At 72.3% G+C, this 18,891-nt stretch carries 15 protein-coding genes; 5 read left to right on the top strand and 10 right to left on the bottom strand.

The annotated features are described in order from the left end of the window. The first annotated feature begins 53 nt into the window (after positions 1–53). Positions 54–1,037, top strand: coding sequence for a LacI family DNA-binding transcriptional regulator (locus ACWEJ6_RS01065; protein ID WP_397164681.1), 984 nt, complete (start codon positions 54–56; stop codon positions 1,035–1,037). Here ACWEJ6_RS01065 and ACWEJ6_RS01070 read toward each other — a convergent pair. Next, entirely contained in the window at positions 1,000–2,265 is a 1,266-nt protein-coding gene (locus ACWEJ6_RS01070) for an MFS transporter (protein ID WP_452420428.1), read from the bottom strand. The two genes, ACWEJ6_RS01065 and ACWEJ6_RS01070, sit on opposite strands and share 38 nt — an antisense overlap. A 59-nt stretch (positions 2,266–2,324) precedes the next feature. Between ACWEJ6_RS01070 and ACWEJ6_RS01075 the strand changes: the two genes are divergently transcribed. Continuing rightward, positions 2,325–3,311 carry an ArsR/SmtB family transcription factor gene (locus ACWEJ6_RS01075; protein ID WP_452420430.1) on the top strand — a complete coding sequence of 329 codons (987 nt, stop codon included), beginning with the start codon at positions 2,325–2,327 and terminating at the stop codon, positions 3,309–3,311. A 14-nt stretch (positions 3,312–3,325) separates the two neighbouring features. On the opposite strand, the gene ACWEJ6_RS01080 is transcribed toward ACWEJ6_RS01075, so the two are convergent. The 7 genes from ACWEJ6_RS01080 to ACWEJ6_RS01110 form a co-directional block, all read right to left on the bottom strand. Next, a complete protein-coding gene (locus tag ACWEJ6_RS01080) occupies positions 3,326–4,186 on the bottom strand; it encodes a carbohydrate ABC transporter permease (protein ID WP_352323956.1) in 861 nt (286 codons plus the stop codon). Continuing rightward, complete coding sequence (locus ACWEJ6_RS01085; protein WP_357972963.1) at positions 4,183–5,064, bottom strand: carbohydrate ABC transporter permease; 882 nt, start codon at positions 5,062–5,064, stop codon at positions 4,183–4,185. The genes ACWEJ6_RS01080 and ACWEJ6_RS01085 overlap by 4 nt, the downstream gene beginning before the upstream one ends. Positions 5,065–5,118: 54 nt before the next feature. Continuing rightward, a complete protein-coding gene (locus tag ACWEJ6_RS01090; protein ID WP_452420433.1) occupies positions 5,119–6,411 on the bottom strand; it encodes an ABC transporter substrate-binding protein in 1,293 nt (430 codons plus the stop codon). A gap of 123 nt (positions 6,412–6,534) precedes the next feature. Then, the gene (locus ACWEJ6_RS01095) at positions 6,535–7,308 is read right to left on the bottom strand and encodes an AMP-binding protein (protein WP_452420435.1); all 774 of its coding nucleotides are present in this window, start codon (positions 7,306–7,308) and stop codon (positions 6,535–6,537) included. Between the two features lie 358 nt (positions 7,309–7,666). Further along, on the bottom strand, positions 7,667–10,021 hold the full coding sequence (locus tag ACWEJ6_RS01100) for an ATP-binding protein (RefSeq protein ID WP_452420437.1): 2,355 nt from the start codon (positions 10,019–10,021) through the stop codon (positions 7,667–7,669). Positions 10,022–10,090: 69 nt separating this feature from the next. Next, positions 10,091–11,515: a penicillin-binding transpeptidase domain-containing protein gene (locus ACWEJ6_RS01105; RefSeq protein WP_452420439.1), complete on the bottom strand. Its 1,425-nt coding sequence runs from the start codon at positions 11,513–11,515 to the stop codon at positions 10,091–10,093. Between the two features lie 36 nt (positions 11,516–11,551). Further along, positions 11,552–11,911: a MerR family transcriptional regulator gene (locus tag ACWEJ6_RS01110; RefSeq protein ID WP_397164667.1), complete on the bottom strand. Its 360-nt coding sequence runs from the start codon at positions 11,909–11,911 to the stop codon at positions 11,552–11,554. A gap of 80 nt (positions 11,912–11,991) precedes the next feature. Between ACWEJ6_RS01110 and ACWEJ6_RS01115 the strand changes: the two genes are divergently transcribed. Beyond that, positions 11,992–12,738, top strand: coding sequence for an aldo/keto reductase (locus tag ACWEJ6_RS01115; RefSeq protein WP_452420441.1), 747 nt, complete (start codon positions 11,992–11,994; stop codon positions 12,736–12,738). Positions 12,739–12,742: 4 nt separating this feature from the next. Here the strand turns inward: ACWEJ6_RS01115 and ACWEJ6_RS01120 are convergent, their stop codons facing one another. Continuing rightward, positions 12,743–13,381, bottom strand: coding sequence for a TetR family transcriptional regulator (locus ACWEJ6_RS01120; protein WP_387670949.1), 639 nt, complete (start codon positions 13,379–13,381; stop codon positions 12,743–12,745). A gap of 88 nt (positions 13,382–13,469) precedes the next feature. On the opposite strand from ACWEJ6_RS01120, the gene ACWEJ6_RS01125 reads away from it, so the two are divergent. Continuing rightward, positions 13,470–14,783, top strand: a complete 1,314-nt coding sequence (locus tag ACWEJ6_RS01125) for a GH1 family beta-glucosidase (protein WP_452420443.1) — start codon at positions 13,470–13,472, stop codon at positions 14,781–14,783. On the opposite strand, the gene ACWEJ6_RS01130 is transcribed toward ACWEJ6_RS01125, so the two are convergent. After that, a complete protein-coding gene (locus ACWEJ6_RS01130; protein WP_452420445.1) occupies positions 14,765–15,661 on the bottom strand; it encodes a coiled-coil domain-containing protein in 897 nt (298 codons plus the stop codon). The two genes, ACWEJ6_RS01125 and ACWEJ6_RS01130, sit on opposite strands and share 19 nt — an antisense overlap. Positions 15,662–15,864: 203 nt before the next feature. On the opposite strand from ACWEJ6_RS01130, the gene ACWEJ6_RS01135 reads away from it, so the two are divergent. After that, entirely contained in the window at positions 15,865–18,888 is a 3,024-nt protein-coding gene (locus tag ACWEJ6_RS01135) for a M14 family zinc carboxypeptidase (RefSeq protein ID WP_452420447.1), read from the top strand. Positions 18,889–18,891 lie beyond the last annotated feature (3 nt).

Below are 18,891 nucleotides of genomic sequence, written 5' to 3' on the forward strand. Positions count from 1 at the left end.
CACAGGCGTCTGACAACGTTGTCCGCCCGGGTGCGGTAGGACATGATCCATGCGTGAGACCGACGATGAAGGACGTCGCGGCGGCGGCGGGCGTGGCGCTCAAGACCGTCTCGCGCGTGGTCAACGGCGAGCCCGGCGTCCATCCGGCCACCGCCGAGCGGGTGCGGGCGGCCATCGACCGGCTGGGCTACAGCCGTAACGAGAGCGCCCGGGTCCTGCGCACGGGCATGACCGCCACCATCGGGCTGGTCATCGAGGACGTCGCCGACCCCTTCTACGCCGGTCTCAGCCGGGCCGTCGAGGACGTCGTCATCGACCACGGCTGCCTGCTGCTCAGCGGGTCCTCGGGCGAGGAGCCGGGCCGGGAGCGCGAGCTGGTCGAGACGTTCTGCGCGCGCAGGGTGGACGGGCTGATCGTCGTCCCGGCCGGCGACGACCACGCCTACCTGCGGGGCGAGCTGGAGGCCGGCACGCCCGTGGTGTTCGCCGACCGGCCGCCCGAGCCGGGGATCGAGGTGGACACCGTGCTCGCCGACAACGCGGGCGGGGCCGAGCAGGCCGTCCGGCACCTGCTCACGCACGGGCACCACAGGATCGCCTTCCTGGGCGACGATCCGGCGATCTACACCGCGGCGCGGCGGCTGGCGGGTTACCGGCGGGCGCTCGGCGGGCTGTTCGACCCGCGGCTGGTGGCGATGCGCCCGCCGTCGCTCGACGACGTACGGGCCGACCTGCGGCGCATGCTCGCCCTGGACGCGCCGCCGACCGCGCTGTTCACCGGGAACGGGCGGCTCACGGTGACCGCGTTGCGGGCCCTGGAGGGGCGGCCGCTGGCGCTGGTGGGGTTCGACGACTTCGAGCTGGCCGACCTGCTGCGGCCGGGGGTGAGCGTGGTGGCGCAGGATCCGGCCTGGATGGGCCGGGTGGCCGCCGAGCTGCTGTTCCGCCGCCTGCGCGGTGACGGCGGGCCGCCGGAGCACGTCGAGCTGCCCGTACGTCTCATCCCGCGGGGCTCCGGCGAGCTTCCGGCGACGTGACCGCACCGGCGGAACCAGCGGCACTGGAGCCGTCGGCGCCGTAGGGCTTGGAAGGGCGCAGAGGACCGATCAGGGCCAGGGCGACCAGGACGCCCGCCGCGCCCGCCGCGACGATCGCGCCCCCCGGCCCGATCGTCTCGCCCAGCACGCCGACCAGCGCCGCCCCGGCCGCCTGCCCCGTCATCAGCCCCGCCGACTGCAGCCCGAACGCCTGCCCGCGCCCCTCCTCGGGCACCGCGTCCACGAACCGCCGCTGCAACCCGAGCTGGTACGACAGCCCCGCGGCCGCGCACGCGGCCAGCACCGCGGCCCACCCCACGCCGGGCCCGAGCGCGAACCCCAGCCACGGCACCCCGAGCAGCACGGCGAGCGGCGCCGACAGCCGCTCCCGCAGCGGCGGCGCGGCGAACCTGCCCACGGTGAACTCCCCCACCGCCATCCCGGCCGCCGCCGCGGCGAGCACCACGCCCGCCCGCCCCTCACCGCCCAGGTACGGCACGATCATCGCCTCCGCCCCGGCCAGGCACATCGTCGGCAGCCATCCGGCCAGCAGCAGCCCGCGCACCCGCCGGTCGGCCAGCAGCGACCGGTTCACCCGCAGCGTCTGCCGCACGGCCCCCGTCCCGCCACTCCGCCCGGCGGCGCGGGCGGGACGGTCGGGCAGGCCGAACCGCAGGACCACCGCGCCGAGTGCCGACAGCGCGGCGGTGGCGGCCAGCGCGCCGGGCGCCCCGGCGAAGGCCAGGAACGCGCCTCCGGCCGCGAGCCCGCCGACCTGGGAGGCCGCCGAGGTGACCCCGATCACCGACCGGCCGAGCACGAACGCGTCCCCCGGCAGGACGTCCGGCAGCGCCGCCGACCTGGCCGCGCCGAACACCGGCGAGAACAGCCCGCTGACCAGCACCAGCGCCAGCATCCCCCACACCGGCAGCCCGGCGTAGGCGAGCAGCAGGCACACCGCCGCCCGGACCAGCTCGCCGGTCACCATCAGCGCCCGGGGCCGCAGCCGGTCGGCCAGCGACAGCAGGAACATCCCGCCCACGATGTACGGCAGCCACCCCGCCATGTACGCCGCCGCCGACAACCCCGGGGAGCCCGTCCGCGCGTACACCAGCACGGACAGGGCCAGCATCTTGATCGAGTCCCCGGTGACCAGCAGCGCGAAGCTGCCGAACAGCACCCGGAACTCCTTGACCGCGAACACGTCGCCGTACGTCGCCGCTCTCACGTCCCCGATGCTGCTGAACCGGCGCCCGGCCCGGCCATGGTTTCGGATATAACCGAAAGATGGCGCTGAAGATCCAGGTGACCCCGCAGGACCTGGTGGCCAGCAGGTTCGCGATCTCGCCGCTGATCGAGACCATGCACGCCCACTGGACGCTCGACGGCAGGAGCGAGCCCGGTGTGCACCGGCGGTGGGTGGAGCGCTGGCGCGGCCCGTACCTCGACCTGGTGCGACGGCATCCGGCGCTGCGCGCGCTGGCGGCGATCAGCGGCAACAAGGGCTACGCGAACGTCGACTTCATCGCCCCGCCGCCGGCCGGGATGAGCGTGCCGTTCGAGACCGAGCTGGCCTCCATGCGCCGGACCCCGGTCGCCCAGGCGCACGAGGAGATCGCCCGGGTTCTGGCGGCGCTGCCGCCGGTGCCGGAGCCGATCCGGGACCTGCTGTTCTCGCCGCGGGTGGTGGAGGTGCTGGCCGACGCGTACGAGGCGCTGTGGCGGGAGATCATCTCCGTCGGCTGGCCGCGACTCCACACGATCCTCGAACGCGACGTGATCCAGCGGGCCGGACGCCTGGCCGCCTACGGCTGGGCCGCCGCGCTGGACGACCTGAGCGACCAGGTGCGCTGGCGTCCGGACGGGCACATCGAGGTGCGTCTGCACGCCCGCCACGGCCTGCACGTGCTGGGCGGCGGCGGCCTGCTGTTCGTGCCGACCGCCTTCGCCGGCTCGGTCGGCGTGTACCTGGAGGCGGCCTGGCCCAACGCGCTGGTCTACCCGGCCCGCGGCACGGGCGCCGCGGTCGGCGTGCCGGACGGCGACCTGGCGCTGCTGATCGGCCGCACCAGGGCGCGCCTGCTCACCGAGCTGGCCGTGCCCGCGACGACCACCCACCTGGCCGCCCTGCTCGGCCAGAGCCTCGGCGCGACCGGCGGGCACCTGGCCGTCCTGCGCAGGACGGGCCTCGTCGTCGGCACCCGCACCGGCCGTTCCGTCCTGTACGCCCGTACGCCGCTGGGCGACGCGCTGGCCGGCCGGTCACCGGCGTAGCGAGCCGTCCCGCGTCAGCCCTTCAGCGCGCCCGCCATCAGGCCGCGCATGAAGAACCGGCCGAGCAGCACGTAGATCAGCATGGTCGGGATCGAGGCCAGGACGGCCGCGGCCATCTGCTGGCTGTAGGGGGTGGCCTGGGCCCCGGCGATGTTGTTGAGCATGACGGTGGTCGGCCAGCTCTGCGGGCCGGTGATGAAGACGGCGAACAGGAAGTCGTTCCACAGGGAGGTGAACTGCCAGATGATCACCACCGCGATCGCCGGCCACGACACCGGCAGCACGACCGACCAGTACGCGCGCAGCATCCCCGCGCCGTCCACCCGCGAGGCCTCGATCAGCTCGTCGGGGATCGTGACGTAGTAGTTGCGGAAGATCAGCGTGCAGATCGGGATGCCGTACACGACGTGCGCGAGCACCAGGCCCGGGATGCCGCCGTAGAAGACGCCCTGCAGCCCGGTCTGCTCGTTCAGCCAGACCATGAGCTTGACCAGCGGGATCATCACGCCCTGGTAGGGGATGAACATGCCGAACAGGAACAGCGTGAACAGCACGTCCGCGCCGGGGAAGCGCCATTTGGACAGCACGTAACCGTTCATCGACCCGAACGCGCACGACAGCAACGAGCCGGGGACGGCCAGCAGCACGCTGTTCCACAGACCGGGGGCCAGCTTCTCCCAGGCCACCCGCCACGCCTCGGTGGTCCACGTCCGCGGCAGGTTCCACGCCTGGCCGGGGTCGGCCTCGGTGAGCGGCTTGAAGCTGGTGGCCAGCAGCACGTAGATCGGGACGAGGACGACGACCACCAGGGCGAGCAGCAGGCAGAACCGCACGATGCCGAACCCGGTCCTGCGCCGGGCCGCGACGGCCGTCATGGCCTGCGCTCCTTGCGCACCGACCAGATCAGGTACGGGATCACGAAGACCGCCACGCTGAGCACGATGTACGAGGCGATCGTGGCCCCCTTCGCCGGGTCGTGCGAGTCGTAGACCGCCACCCACATGAACACCGCGGGCACGTCGGTGATGATCTGCTTGCCGGACACCGCCACGATGAGGTCGAAGACCTTGAGCGAGATGTGTCCCAGGATGATCAGCGCCGACAGGGTGACCGGCCTGAGCATGGGCAGCACCACGTGCCGGTAGACGCCCCACTCGCCGGCGCCGTCCACCCGCGCGGCCTCGCGCAGCTCCTCGGGGACGCCGCGGAAGCCCGCCAGGAACAACGCCATGACATATCCGGACATCTGCCAGATCGCTGGGAGCGCCATCGCGGCCATCCCCCAGTCCGGATCCCTGAACCACTGCCACTGCGGCAGCCCGATCGCGTCGAACAGCCGGTTCAGGCCGACCGCCCGCTCGCCCGTCCCCGAGTTCATCAGCCACCGCCACACGATGCCGGTCGCGACGAACGACACGGCCATCGGGAACAGGTAGATCGCCCGGAACGTGCCCTCCCCCCAGATCCCCTTCTCCATGAGGAACGCCAGGAACCAGCCCAGCACCAGCGCCCCCGCCACGAACGCGATCGTGAACACGATCGCGTGGTCGACCGACAGACGCCAGCGCGCCTGGTCCCAGATGTCGACGAAGTTCTTCAGCCCCACGAACGTGCCCTCGGACACCTCATCGTGCTGGTCCGTCATGGCCAGGCGGAAGTTCCAGCCCAGCATGCCGTACACGAACACGCCGATCGCCACGATCGACGGCGCGACGAGGAGGAGTCCGGGCAGCCAGGTGCGTGCCCGCCTCACAACCGTTTCCCTTCGCGCGGGTACGGCGGGAGCCTCCCGCCGTACCCGCATGCGTCACTGAGCGTTGGCCTTGGCCGCGTCGGCCAGGCCCTGCTGCAGGCCCTTGACGTCCTTGCTGCCGATGAACAGCCCGACCGCCTCGTTGATCGAGGCCAGCCACGGCTGGCTCACCGAGACGCCGTGCTGGATGGAGCCGGCCAGCTTGTCGCCCGACCAGTCCTTCAGCGCGTCGGCCAGGTAGTCGGTGTAGAGCGACTGGTCGGCGTCCTTGCGGGCGGGGATGGAGCCCTTCTTGGGGTTGAAGGCGTCCTGGCCCTCCTTGCTCGCCGCGACCTTCAGCCAGGCGACGGCCCCGTCCCGGTTCTTGGCGCCCTTGGGCAGCGTGAAGCTGTCCGACAGCCACATGTAGGTGCCCGCGGTGCCGGGCGCGGGCGCCCAGTCGAAGTCCGTCTTGGACGTCTTGCCGAGGCCGCCCTCCGGCGGGTTGTGGAAGTAGCCGTAGGCCCAGTCGCCCATGATGTTGAACGCCGCCTCGCCGTCGGCCACCTGCTTGGCGGCGGGCTGCCAGTCGTCCTGCGGGTCGCCCGCGTACGACATGATCTTGGCGTAGTTCTCCAGCGCCTTCGTCATCTGCGGGCCGCTCCAGTCGGCGCCCGGCTTGAACAGCGCGTTGTAGGCGTCGGTGCCGAGCGAGCCGAGCAGCACGTTCTCCAGCAGGTGGGTGGCGGTCCACTCCGAGCCGACGGAGATCGGGATCTTGCCCTTGGCCTTGACCTTCTCCAGGTCGGCGATGAACTCCTCGATCGTCTTGGGCGCGGCCGCGATGCCGGCGTCCTTGAGCACCTTGGGGTTGAACCACAGGACGTTGGACCGGTGGATGTTGACCGGCACCGAGTAGATCTTGCCCTGGACGCTGATCTGCTCGACGAGCTGGGCGGGGAAGACGTCCTTGAGCTTCAGCTCGTCGTACAGGAACGTCAGGTCCTCCAGGTTGCCCGCCTTGATGTAGCCCTGCAACTCGGCGCCGGCGTGCCCCTGGAACGTGTCGGGCGGCGTGCCGGCCTGCAACTTCGACTGCAACAACGCCTTGGCCTTGTCACCCGAGCCGCCCGCCACGGCGGCGTCGAAGAACGTGTAGTTCGGGTTCTTGTCCTCGAATATCTTCTTCATCGCCGCGAGGCCGTCGGCCTCACCGGGGCCCGTCCACCAGGAGAAGACCTCCACCTGCTGCTTGCCGCCGCTCGACGAACCCGGCTCAGCAGTCTGGCCGCCGCTGCCTCCGCCGCAGCCCGCCAGGCCCAGAACGCCCGCCATCGTGATCGAGACGGCCGCTAACCACCGTCGCATCGCACACCATTCCCTTCGCGATCCCCCGAAGTTGGTGACCTTTGACAACGTTGTCAACAACGGCTATCAACCCACTTCGCGCGCGCCGACGTCAAGGGCGGAGCAGGTAACAGGTCCGCATACTCAGCCCACGCGCTCCAGCGTGCCGGCCGGCCCGGTGAGCACGGTGACGCCCGCGTCGTAGCCGGATCCGGGCAGGTCACCGGGGCCCGCGGCCACGACCAGCGCGCCCTTGGACACGGCCAGGCCGACCAGGGCGGGCAGGTCGGCGCCGGCGCCGGGCGGCCACGTGCACAGCACGACGTCGGACTCCCTCAGGCCGACGGGCACGTCGAGCTCGGCCATCCTGGCCAGCAGGTCGGCATGGGTGAGCCGGGCACCGCCGGGCAGCGCCAGCGCGTCCTGGCGCTTGGCGTCGAGGGCGGGCAGCGCGGTGGGCTCCAGCACCAGCAGGCCGCGGAAGTCGATCGTGTCGAGCGCCGGGCCGAGCGAGACCACCTGGCGCACGCGGGAGCCGTCGGCCGCCGCGATCGCCGTCTCCGCCAGGTCGGGGGTGGTGATCAGCATGCGGGCGTCGCACTCGCGCAGCAGCGCCGCCACCTCCTCGACGCCGAGCCCCGGACCGATCGGCGCGGCCACCCCGCCCGCCGCCAGCACGGTGTGCAGGGCCACCGTCTGGGTGCCGGTCGTGGGGACGTGCACCCCCACCACCTGGTCGCGGCGCGCTCCCCTGCGCACCAGCCCGGACGCCGCCCTGGTCACCTCGGTCACCAGGGTGCGGTAGCCGTAGACGTGGCCGCCGCGCAGATCGATGAGCGCCGGCCGCTCGCCCCGCTCGTAGGCCCGGCGGAACACCTCGTGGATCACGGTGCCGGAGGACGAGGCGGACGGCGTCATGCCCGTCAACGTACGGTCGCCCGCGCGCCGGCCGCATCCACCGATCTATGTAGAGCGGTGTGCATTTCCCCAGCCCAGGGCCGAGGTGGGCGGGCCCGAGCCCTGCGCGACTCGAGCCCGCTGTCACGCGCCCTGGAACCGGGCCCCCACCCCTCCGAGAAGGCCCGGCTCCGTCGGGACGCGTGACGTCCCTCGGTCGATCGGCCACCGCGGCCCCCGGCGCGAGGACGGGAAGCGCGGAGCGCGGTCGATCACACGCAGAACGGTAGGCGTTCGGACCGGGGCGGCACATGCGCTGACATGGCCATTCGACGATGTAAGCGGCGGGCGGCGGCGATGTGTAGAGAACCCGCCGGGATCAGCGTCCGCCGATCACCCATGCGGCAATCTGTGTACGTGTGGAGAAGCCCAGCTTGCCGAGGATGTTGGCGACGTGCCGCGCGGCGGTGGCCGGGCTGATCACCAGTTCGTCGGCGATGGCCCGGTTGCTCAGCCCGCGGGCCACCAGCTCGGCGATCTCGCGTTCCCTGGCCGTCAGCCTGCTGTCCTGGGCCGCCGGGGCGACCGGCGCGGCCGGCAGCTCGGGCAACGGGCCGCCGAGCGCGCACGAGACCGCCTGGTCGGCCGTCATCGCCAGGCCCTCGGCCCACAGCAGCGCCACCACGGCCTCACCCAGCCGGTCGCGGACGGGGGCCAGCAGCTCTTCGGTGCGGGCGTCGGGGCGGCGGTCGCGCAGCCCCAGGGAGGCGGCGGCCAGCAGGACCGCGCGCCGGTCGTCGCCCTCGGCCGCCACCAGGCGCGCCCAGGCCGCCAGCCGCCGGGCGATGCTGTCACGCAGGCCCGCGTCGCGGCTGAGCACCAGCGCCTCGGTGAGCCGCGCGCGGGCCTCGGCCAGGTCGCCCTCCTCCAGCGCGACGCGGCCGAGCCCGGCCAGGCAGCTCACGATCTGCTGCCGGGCGTCGATGTGCCGCAGCAGGCGCAGGCCGGCCTCGTAGTGCCGCCGGGCGGCCGGCCGGTCGCCGGTGCGCCGGGCGATCTGGGCCAGGCCGACGTGCCCATAGGACTGGCCGAGGTGGTTGTCCAGCCGTTCGCTCAGCGACAGGACCTCCTCGAACGCGCGCCGCGCCTCGTGCAGGCGGCCGGCCCGCAGGCCGAAGTCGGCCCGGGTGCCCTGGGCCAGCGACTCCAGGATCGGGTCGCCGCGCCGCCGCGCCGCCTCCAGGGCCGGGGTCAGGGACTCCTGGTCGCCGGTCGCCTGGGCCAGCATGATCAGGCCCACGGCCTCGCCGTAGGCGTCCTGGGCGTCGACGCACAGCGCCAGCCCGATCTGTACGCACCGCGCCGCGAGCCCCGTCTCGCCGGCCGCGAGCGCCAGCTCACCGCGCAGGATCATCGCCTGCCCGCGTAAGCCCTCGGGCACGTCGGGGGCGTCGAGCGCGAGCAGCCGGTCGAGCCGCTCGGCGATGTCCAGCCGCCGCCCGCTGGCCATGAGCAGGTAGCGCACGTCGGTCAGCAGTTGCAGGGCGGTCTGCGGCGACCCGCTCGCCACGGCCCAGTCGCAGGCCGCGCCCACCTCGGCCTTGAGCCCGTCGAACAGGTTGACGTAGCGCTCGACCACGGGCCACGACGTGCGCGTGCCCGGCGCGAGGACGTCCTTGAACCGCCCGGCCAGCCCGGCGAGCGCGGCCAGGTGCGCGCGGCGCAGCGCCGCCTCCTCGCCGGACTCCGCGAGCCGCTCCAGCGCGTATTCGCGGACGGTCTCCAGCAGCCGGTAGCGGGCCTGGCCGGCGACCTCGCCGTCGAGCACGACCAGCGACTTGTCCACCAGGTCGCACAGGCGCGGCAGCACGTCCTCCTCGGGCAGGCCGGAGCCGGCGCACACCGCTTCGGCCAGGTCGAGCGTCCAGCAGGAGCGGAAGGCCGCCACGCGGCGCAGCAGCAGGCGTTCCTGGGGGCTGAGCAGCCGGTAGCTCCAGTCGACGGCGGCACGCAGCGTACGGTGCCTGGCGTGGGCCGTACGGGCGCCGCCCGCCAGCACCCTGAACCGGTCGTCGAGCCGCTCGACGAGCTGCCTGACCGACAACACCCGCACCATGGCGGCGGCCAGCTCGATCGCCAGCGGCAGCCCGTCGAGCGCCTGGCACAGCTCGATCGCCAGCGGCAGCGTCTCTTCGGTCAGCTCGAAGCCAGGACGCGCGGCGGCGGCCCTGGTCACGAACAGGCGCACGGCCTCGCTCTCCTCGCCGACGAGCGAGAGCGGCGGCACCCGCCAGACCGTCTCGCCCGGCACCCGCAGCGGCTCGCGGCTGGTGGCCAGCACGGTGAGCCGCGGGCAGGCGCCGAGCAGGTCGCGGCAGAGCTCGGCGCACTCGCCGACCACCGGCTCGCAGTTGTCCAGGACGAGCAGCACGCGGCGGCCGCCGATGGTGTCCGCCAGGTCCTCGGCGACGCCGAGCGCGGCGCTGACCCGCTCCCGCAGCTCGCCCTTCTCCACGTCGGCCAGCTCGACCAGCCACACGCCGTCGGGGTGCTCGGCGGCGACCCTGGCGGCCAGGCGCAGGGCCAGGCGCGTCTTGCCGATGCCCCCCGCGCCGCACAGCGTCACCACGCGCGAGACGCGGCCGAGATGGGCCAGCTCATCGAGATCGGACTCCCGGCCCACGAACAGGTTGGGCTCGGCCGGCAGGTTGCGGAAATCGGCGGTTCGCAGCATCACTGTGAGTGTGGCATCAACTACCGTTCGCGCCCAGACTCAATCGGCGGCGAACTCGGCGGCCCGCGGTCAGGCCAGCGCGGCCTCCAGCACCGCGCGGGCCACCTGCGCCACCGCGCCGGCCCGGGGGCCGGGGTGCTCCAGCACCACGCCGACCGCCACCTCCGGGGCGGTCGCCGGGGCGAACGCCGTGGCCAGCGCGTGCTCGCCGCCCGTCGCGGCGATCTTGGCGGCCACCTCGACCCCGGGGACGGCGACGGCCGCGCCCGGCCCGCCCGCGTGCGTCCCCGCGGTCATCATCGCGGCCAGGTAGCGGGCCTGGACGGTCGTCATGGTGGTGCGGTACGGCTGCGGCCCCGCCTGGCCGAGCAGCGAGCCGTCCGGCAGGCTCACCTCCTCCACCAGGTACGGCCGCATCAGCACGCCGTTGTTGGCCACGGCCGCCGACAACATCGCCACCATCAGCGGCGTCGCCCGGTCCTGGTCCCGGCCGACGGCCGACAGGGCGGTCCGCGCCCGGTCCATGCCCTGCGGGTACGTGCTGGGCGCCGGGGCCATCGGCACGCGCAGGTCGCCGTCGCCGAACCCGAACGCCTCGGCCTGGTCCCTGAGGCTGTCCTGGCCGAGCTGCACCCCGATGCCCGCGAACGCGGTGTCGCACGAGGTCTGGAAGGCGCGCAGCAGCGTGGGCCGGGGCCTGCCGCACGAGCCGGCGAGCGAGGCGGGCAGCCGCGGGCGGACGACGGCGTCCACGGGGGCGGTGGGCGTGTACTCGCCCGAGGCCAGCGCCGCGGCCGTGGTCACCACCTTGAACGTGGCCCCCGGCGGATAGACCTGGTCCAGCGCCCGGTTCAGCAGGGGCCGGCCGGGGGCGTCGCGCAGCCGGTCGAGGGCGCCGTCGAGCCGGGCGGGGTCGAAGGTGGCCAGCGTGTTGGGGTCGTAGGACGGGTAGCTGGCCAGGGCGAGGATCGCGCCGGTGGCCGGGTCGATGGCCACGGCGGCGCCGGGCACGCCGGCGGCCTCCAGGGCGTGGTAAGCGGCCCACTGGGTGCGCTGGCCGATGGTCAGCCGCACGTCGGCGCCGGCCACGTCGCCGTCGCTGACCATCGAGCGCACCTTGACCTTGGCGTCGTCGCCGGACAGGACGCCGTCCTCGGCCTCCTCCACGCCCGTGGACCGGTAGAGGGACAGGTAGCCGGTCACGGGGGCGTAGAGCTCGCCGTCGGTGTAGACCCGCTGGAACCGGTACGGGCCGCCGCCGGGCGTCGGGCGGCTCCTGGCCACGGTCGCGCCGTCGTAGGTCAGGATGTCTCCGCGCGGACGGGCGAACCGGGCGATGAGCGAGCGCTCGTTGCGGCGGTCGGCGTTGAGCCCCCGCGTCCCGAACGCCTGGACGACCGTGATGTGGGCCAGCAGGACGAACAGCAGGGCCGCGCAGAGCACGGCCGTGCGGCCCAGCGGGACGTCGATCTGCTTCGCCCTGGTTCCCGCCATGGTCCTTGGTCTAACAACCGGACCACCAAGGCAGGGCTACAGGACGCTGCGGTAGTAGGAAATCTTGCGGTGGATGTAGTTCTGGCGCTCGGCCAGGTTGGCGATCTGGGCCTGGACCTGCCGGTCGTGCTCCTCCAGGAGCCTGATGCGGTCGGGGATCGTCTCGTCGCCGCCGCGGACGAGCTCGGCGAAGCGCAGCAGCATGGCGATGGGCATGCCGGTGTCGCGCAGGCAGCGGATCATGCCGAGCCAGCCGACGTCCTCCTCGCTGAACCTGCGCTGACCGGCCGCGTTGCGCTCCACGCGCTCCAGCAGGCCGATCTTCTCGTAGTAGCGGAGGGTGTCGAGGCTGAAGCCGGTCTCCTCGACGACCTCGGCGGGGGTGTACACGCTCACGCGGCCCAGTCTTTCACCTGGAGCGCACTCCAGGTCAACGACCTGACATGGAGTGCGCTCCAGGTCCGAGGGTCTGCCCCATGAACATCGCACTCGGCACCATCCCGTTCGGCACCGGCGTCGGCCTGCGGGAGACCTTCGCCATCCTCGACCGCTTCCAGGACGCCGGCGGCACCATGCTGGACACCGCCGACAACTACCCCTTCTGGAACGAGGGCTGCACCGGCGACGAGAGCGAGGAGGCCATCGGCGCCTGGCTGGCCGCGCGCGGCAACCGGGACCGGATCTTCATCGGCACCAAGGGCGGGGCCCGGCCGAGCGTGCCCGGCGACCGCACCCTCGACTCGGCCGAGGGCCTGTCGGCGGCGGCCGTCGCGCGGGCCGCCGAGGGCAGCCTGCGCAGGCTGCGGACCGACTACGTGGACCTGTACTGGTCGCACATCGAGGACCGTTCGGCGCCGCTGCACGAGACGCTCGGCGCGCTGAACACGCCGGCCTCGGACGACGCCCTCGACTACGTCGCCGCCGAGCCGGACGTGACGCTGTGGGCCTACAACACGCTGATGGCGGGGGCCTACACGCGGGCCGACCGGCCCATGCCGGAGATCTACGACCACCCGGGCACCGCCCGCCGCCTGGCCGTGCTGCGCGAGGTCGCCGGCGAGCTGGGCGCGACGCCCAACCAGGTGGTGCTGGCGTGGCTGATGGCCGACGGTCACGTGCCCGTGGTCGGCGTGTCCACGACGGCCCAGCTCGACGAGGTCGTCGGCGCGGCGGACGTCAAGCTGGACGCCGAGCTGCGCGCCCGCCTGAACGCCGTCGCCTAGGGGATCAGGGCAGGTGGTCGGCGAGGTAGCGGCGGACGAGCTGCTTGCACTCGGCGATCAGGTCGGCGTCGCCGCCGGGATCGGCCCGGAAGGCGAGCTTGAGCACGGCGTCGGTGGCCTCGACGGCCACCACGAGCGCCCGGTCGAGCCCGGGGCCCGCGGGCGCGTCGAGCAGGGCGAGGGTGAGGGCGCGCAACCGGTCGGCCACGATGACGTTGTTGTCGAGGGCGCTGTCGAGCGTGCGTTTGGTGCCCTCCAGCGGCGGCCCGCCCGGGGTGGGCAGGACCTCGCCGAAGTCGACCACCGCGAACCCGGGGGTGGTGCGCTTCATGTCGACGAACTCGTCGATGGCCAGGTCGACCAGGTCGGTCCAGTGGCCGAGATCGGCCTCGGCGATGCGCTGGGTGACCCGCTGGAGGAACGCCTCCAGGTTGCGCAGCGCGAGAGCGCGCACCAAGCCCTGCTTGTCGTGGAAGAACTGGTAGAAGGTGCCGATGGGGACCTCGGCGCGGCGCGCGACCTCCTTCGTGGTCAACGCCTCGTAGCCCACCTCGTCGAGCAGGAGCGCGCACTCGTCGAGCATCCGCTCCACCCGCTCCACGCTCCGGCGCTGGGCGGGACGGCGGCGCAAGGTACTCGTCATGCTCCCCATCCTGGCTTATTACCAGCAGGTACAGACCGGCCACTTTGCCGTCCGTTAACATGAGCCATACTCGCATAAAGGAGCCGAGATGTTCTTATGGGGTACGGCGACCGCCGCCTACCAGATCGAGGGCGCGGTGGCCGAGGACGGCCGGGGCGCGTCCACCTGGGACACCTTCGCCCACGAGCCCGGCCGGACCAGGGACGGCCACACCGGGGACGTGGCTTGCGACCACTACCACCGCTGGCGCGAGGACGTCGCCCTCATGTCCGGCCTCGGCGTGAACGCCTACCGCTTCTCCATCGCCTGGCCGCGGGTGCAGCCGCTCGGCGCCGGCGAGGTCAACCCCGCGGGCCTCGACTTCTACGAACACCTCACCGACGGCCTGCTGGCGGCCGGCATCCAGCCCGTGCCGACGCTCTTCCACTGGGACCTGCCCCAGGCGCTCCAGGACCGCGGCGGCTGGACCGACCGCGACACGGCCGGCCGCTTCGCCGACTACGCCGCGATCGTCGCCGAGCGCCTGGCCGACCGCATCCCGCTGTGGATCACCCTGAACGAGCCGTTCGTGCACATGGCCTTCGGCCACGCCATGGGCATCCACGCCCCCGGCCAGGCCCTGCTGCTCGACGCCCTCCCCGTCGCCCACCACCAGCTCCTCGGCCACGGCCTGGCGGTCGCGGCCCTGCGCGCGGCGGGCGCGCGCCAGGTGGCCATCACCAACAACTGCACGCCGGTCTGGCCCGCGTCGCGGGAGGAGGCGGACGTCAAGGCCGCCGACGCCTACGACGTCCTGCACAACCGGCTGTTCAACGACCCGGTGCTGCTCGGGAGGTATCCGGACCTCTCGGCCTACACCGCCGACCTCGACTTCGTCCGCGACGGCGACCTGGAGACCATCTCCGCACCCCTGGACGCCCTCGGCATCAACTACTACAACCCCACCCGGATCGCCGCCCCGCCGCCCGGCGAGGTGCTCCCGTTCACCGACACCGGCGTCACGGGGTATCCCACGACCGCGTTCGGCTGGCCGGTCGTGCCCGACGGCCTGCGCGAGCTCCTGACCGGCCTCAAGGCCCGGTACGGCAGCGCGCTCCCGCCGATCCACGTCACCGAGAACGGCTGCTCCCAGCCCGACGAGCTCACCCCGCAGGGCACGGTCGAGGACCAGGCCCGCATCGACTACCTGCGCGGCCACATCGACGCCGTCATGGCCGCGCGGGCCGAGGGCGTGGACGTGCGCGGCTACTTCGTCTGGTCGCTGCTGGACAACTTCGAGTGGGCCGAGGGCTACCACCAGCGCTTCGGCCTGGTGCACGTGGACTTCGCCACGGGCCGCCGCACCCCGAAGGCGTCCTACGCGTGGTACCGGGAGCGGGTCGCTCAGAACACCGAGACGTGAACGTGGTCGTAGTGGTTGGCGGTCACGCCGCCCCGGTCGGACATGGGGTCCCAGCCTCCGCCTGACCGGATGTCGTAGTAGCGCTGCTTCCAGATGATGTACATGACGCCGATCCGCGCGCCGTTCTTGATGAGCCATTCGGCCAGGGCGTCCCCGCGGTCGGCGTCGGCCCCGGAGGCCATGGTGCCGCCGCGGGACATCATGAAGTCGCAGGCCCGGCCCTTGCCGTGCTCGCCGGGGTCGCCGGGGCGCAGGCAGCCCACGCCGTACTTCATCGGGAAGTTCTGCATGATCTCGGCGCGTACCGCGATCATGCGCGGGGTCAGGCCCTCGGCGCCGCCGGGCTGCTGGAAGCCGTACTTGGCGAGCAGGCGCTCGATCTCGCGCCGCTTGCCCTGAAGGGTCCTGATCTCCTTCTTCAGCTTGTTGATCTTGTCGTTGGCGTTGAGCTTGGCCTCTTTGGACTTCGCGATGAGCTTCTGGATGCTCTGGACGCGCTCGGTCCGCTCGGCGGCCATGTACGACATGTTCGCCGCCTGCCCGAGCGCGATGGCCGGGTCGACGCTGAAGCCGAACAGCTGCATGCCGTCGAGGGGGCCGTTGACGTACGTCTGGCGCGCGATCTCGGCCACGCCGGCCTGGGCCGCGGCCAGCCGCGCCGCCAGGTCGCCGGAGGTGTCGGTGGCGTTCTTGGCCTGGATCCTGATCTCCTCCAGGCTCTGGATCTGGCCGCGGTAGAGGTCGTTGAGCCGGGACGCCTGTTTGGTGAGTCTGCGCAGCTCGTCGATGTTGGGATCGGCCGACGCCGGCTGCGGGGAGGCGAGCCCGAGCAGCCCGGAGAGGACGACGAAGACCGCGGCGAGCCGCCAGATCCTCACACCCGTCCCCTCCTCGCATAGACGGACCGAAACTATAGAAGATGATCTTGATGGCTGTCATCCGAACCAGCCAACTGACGCACCTTTGGCGAGGTACATAGTCCTTTGTCGGAAATAAGGAAGATCTAAAAGATTGGGCCTTGTGGAGGGCTTGATCCCGGTCTGAGATGGCGATCGAACTCGTCTCTGCGAAGGGGCAGATCGTGTCTCGAATCATGACCATCGCCGCGGCCGTGCTCCTCGGCCTGGGCACCTCCCTCGTCCCCCTCACCGCCGAGGCGTCGGTCGATCCGCTGCCGCCCGGCGACCGCATCGACCTCTACCAGGTGGACGGCAAGCCGGGCACCGCCCAGCTCCTGCGGGAGAAGGGCTTCGACGTCGTCCAGCACGAGAACGGCGGCGACAAGGAGCACGTCGAGCTGACCGCCGCCCAGGCCGACCTTGCCGGGCTGGCCAAGCTCGGCCTGCGGCCCGAGCCGGTGCGCAACCCGCAGGGACAGAGCAACCTCCAGGCCGCCAAGGCCCAGGCGGCCGGCGGCTACACCGTGTGGCGGTCGTACTCCGAGCGGGGCGGCATCGCCGACCAGCTCAGGGCGATCGCGAACGCCAACAGGGACATCGTGAAGCTGCAGTCCATCGGCAGGACGCTCAAGGGCCAGGACATCCTCGCCGTCAAGGTCTCCACGGGCGCCCGGCTGCTGCCCGACGGGCTCAAACCCGCCACGCTGTACTCGGCCACCCAGCACGCCCGCGAGTGGATCGCCGCCGAGGTGGACATGCGGCTGCTGAAGTACGTGATCGCCAACAGGTCGGCGCTGCGGGACCTGCTCAACCGGACCGAGCTGTGGTTCGTGCCGGTGGCCAACCCCGACGGCTACGACTTCACTTTCACCGAGGGCAACCGCCTGTGGCGCAAGAACCTGCGCGACAACGACGGCGACGGGAAGATCACCAACGGCGACGGCGTGGACCCGAACCGCAACTTCCCCACGAACTTCCGCTACGACGAGGAGGGCTCGTCGAGCATCCCGAGCAGCGAGACCTTCCGCGGGACCGGCCCGGCCAGCGAGCCGGAGACCAGGGCCATGGACGGCCTGCTCAACCGGGTCAGGTTCGAGATGAACCTGAACTACCACTCCTACGGCCCGCTGCTGCTCTACCCCAGCGGGTTCCAGATCGCCACGAAGACCGCCGACAACCCGATCTACGAGGCCCTGACCGGCGACGACGACGCCCCGGCCGTCCCCGGGTTCGACCCCGACCTCGGCGCGGAGCTCTACACCACGAACGGCGACACCAACGACCACGCCCACGCCAGGTACGGCACCCTGTCCTGGACGCCGGAGCTCGACGAGGGCTGCGACGGCTGCGGGTTCGTCTTCCCCGACGACGAGGCGGCCGTGCAGGCGGAGTTCGAGAAGAACCTGCCGTTCGCGCTCGACGTCGCCAGGTCCGCGGCCGACCCGGCCGAGCCGGTCAGCCACCTGGGCAACAGGACGCCCGACTTCGTGCTCGACCCGTTCGAGTTCAGCTACGGCACCGACCAGGCCGTCCAGGTCACCGCCAAGCGGAGGATCGGCCCCGTCCTGCTCAACTACCAGGTCAACGGCGGCCGGACGAGGATCGCGCCGACCGGCGAGTGGAAGGGCGGCGAGCGGTACGGCAAGGGCTACGACCGCTACTACCACCGGCTGCGCGGCACGATCACCGGCACCCGGCCGGGCGACAAGGTCAAGGTCTGGTTCAGCGCGATCGGCAGGAAGAGCGGCGAGTTCACCTACACCGTGCAGGACGACATCGGCGGCAAGGTGCTCGTGCTGGCCACCGAGGACGTCACCGGCCTCAGCCCGGCCCAGGGCGGGACCCAGGCCAAGTACGCCGCCGACTACGTCAAGGCGCTCCAGGACGCCGGCTACCCGACCGACGTCTACGACATGGACAAGATGGGCCGCCGGGCCCCGCACCCGCTCGGCGTGCTCAGCCACTACAAGGCGGTGGTCTGGGAGACCGGCGACGACGTCATCCCCCGCTCCCCCGGGCAGGTCGCCGGCACCACGTCGAAGGGCGGCGTGGACACCGAGCTGGCGGTGCGCGACTACCTGAACGAGGGCGGCAAGCTGCTGCACGCCGGCAAGTACCCCTCGTACGCGGCCAACAACAACGGCGCGTACTACTACGAGCCCGACCAGCCCGGCCACCCCGAGTGCACGGTCCCCGACGACCCGCCGTGCATCCAGGTGTTCAACGACTTCCAGCAGTACTGGCTGGGCGCCTACGTCTTCTTCGACGACGGGGGCGCCGACCAGGCGAGCGGGCAGCCGTTCGCGCTGAAGGGCAACGGCGGCGCGTTCGAGGGCTTCGCCGGCACGCTGCAGCCCAGCCACACCAACTCGTTCGTGGCCATCTCGGCCATCCTGCCCCCGGCGCAGTTCCCGCTGTTCGCGAGCTCGGCCCAGGTCAAGTGGGTACGCCCCGGCGGCCCCTTCGACCCCCACACCGGCTCCTGGGACGTCTACAGCGGCATCGCCGACGTCTCCTGGAAACGGCTGACCACGACCGTGGACCTGACCGGCAGGAGCTCCGGCGACCTGTCGTTCTGGACCTCCTACGACACCGAGGCCGACTGGGACTTCCTGACGGTCGAGGCGCACACCGCGGGCGCCGACGACTGGACCACCCTCCCCGACGTCAACGGCCACACCTCGCAGAGCACCGGCGAGAGCTGCAAGGCCGAGAACAGCGGCGGCTGGCGGGTGATCCATCCGTTCACCCGGCACTACCAGGGCGCGGCCTGCGAGCCGACCGGGTCCTCCGGCGCGTGGCACGCCGCCTCGGGCAACTCCGGCGGCTGGCAGCAGTGGAAGGTGGACCTGACCCCGTACGCGGGCAAGCGGGTCGAGCTGTCGATCTCCTACGTCAGCGACTGGTCCACCCAGGGCGCGGGCGTCTTCCTCGACGACGCCAAGGTCACCCTGGACGGCGCGGCGGCCGGTGACACGTCCTTCGAGTCCGACCTCGGCGGCTGGGCCGTCGCCGCGCCGCCGGCCGGCTCGGCCCCCTCGATCAACAACTGGTTCCGCACCGACCAGGTCTTCGAGGAGGGCGGCGGCATCGTCACCGCGGACACCGTCTATCTGGGCTTCGGCGTGGAGAGCCTGAGCGACCAGGCCGCGCGTACGGACCTGGTCAAGCGGTCGATGCGGCACCTGCTGGGCGACCCCCGCTAGCGA

This window comes from Nonomuraea sp. NPDC004702, from assembly GCF_053601695.1.

Bases quoted from the DNA above. Each gene is read 5' to 3' on its own strand.
- ACWEJ6_RS01075 (WP_452420430.1), top strand. From the start codon at position 2,325: ATGGCGCTGAAGATCCAGGTGACCCCGCAGGACCTGGTGGCCAGCAGG.
- ACWEJ6_RS01080 (WP_352323956.1), bottom strand. From the start codon at position 4,186: ATGACGGCCGTCGCGGCCCGGCGCAGGACCGGGTTCGGCATCGTGCGG.
- ACWEJ6_RS01090 (WP_452420433.1), bottom strand. From the start codon at position 6,411: ATGCGACGGTGGTTAGCGGCCGTCTCGATCACGATGGCGGGCGTTCTG.
- ACWEJ6_RS01095 (WP_452420435.1), bottom strand. From the start codon at position 7,308: ATGACGCCGTCCGCCTCGTCCTCCGGCACCGTGATCCACGAGGTGTTC.
- ACWEJ6_RS01100 (WP_452420437.1), bottom strand. From the start codon at position 10,021: ATGCTGCGAACCGCCGATTTCCGCAACCTGCCGGCCGAGCCCAACCTG.
- ACWEJ6_RS01105 (WP_452420439.1), bottom strand. From the start codon at position 11,515: ATGGCGGGAACCAGGGCGAAGCAGATCGACGTCCCGCTGGGCCGCACG.
- ACWEJ6_RS01115 (WP_452420441.1), top strand. From the start codon at position 11,992: ATGAACATCGCACTCGGCACCATCCCGTTCGGCACCGGCGTCGGCCTG.
- ACWEJ6_RS01120 (WP_387670949.1), bottom strand. From the start codon at position 13,381: ATGACGAGTACCTTGCGCCGCCGTCCCGCCCAGCGCCGGAGCGTGGAG.
- ACWEJ6_RS01125 (WP_452420443.1), top strand. From the start codon at position 13,470: ATGTTCTTATGGGGTACGGCGACCGCCGCCTACCAGATCGAGGGCGCG.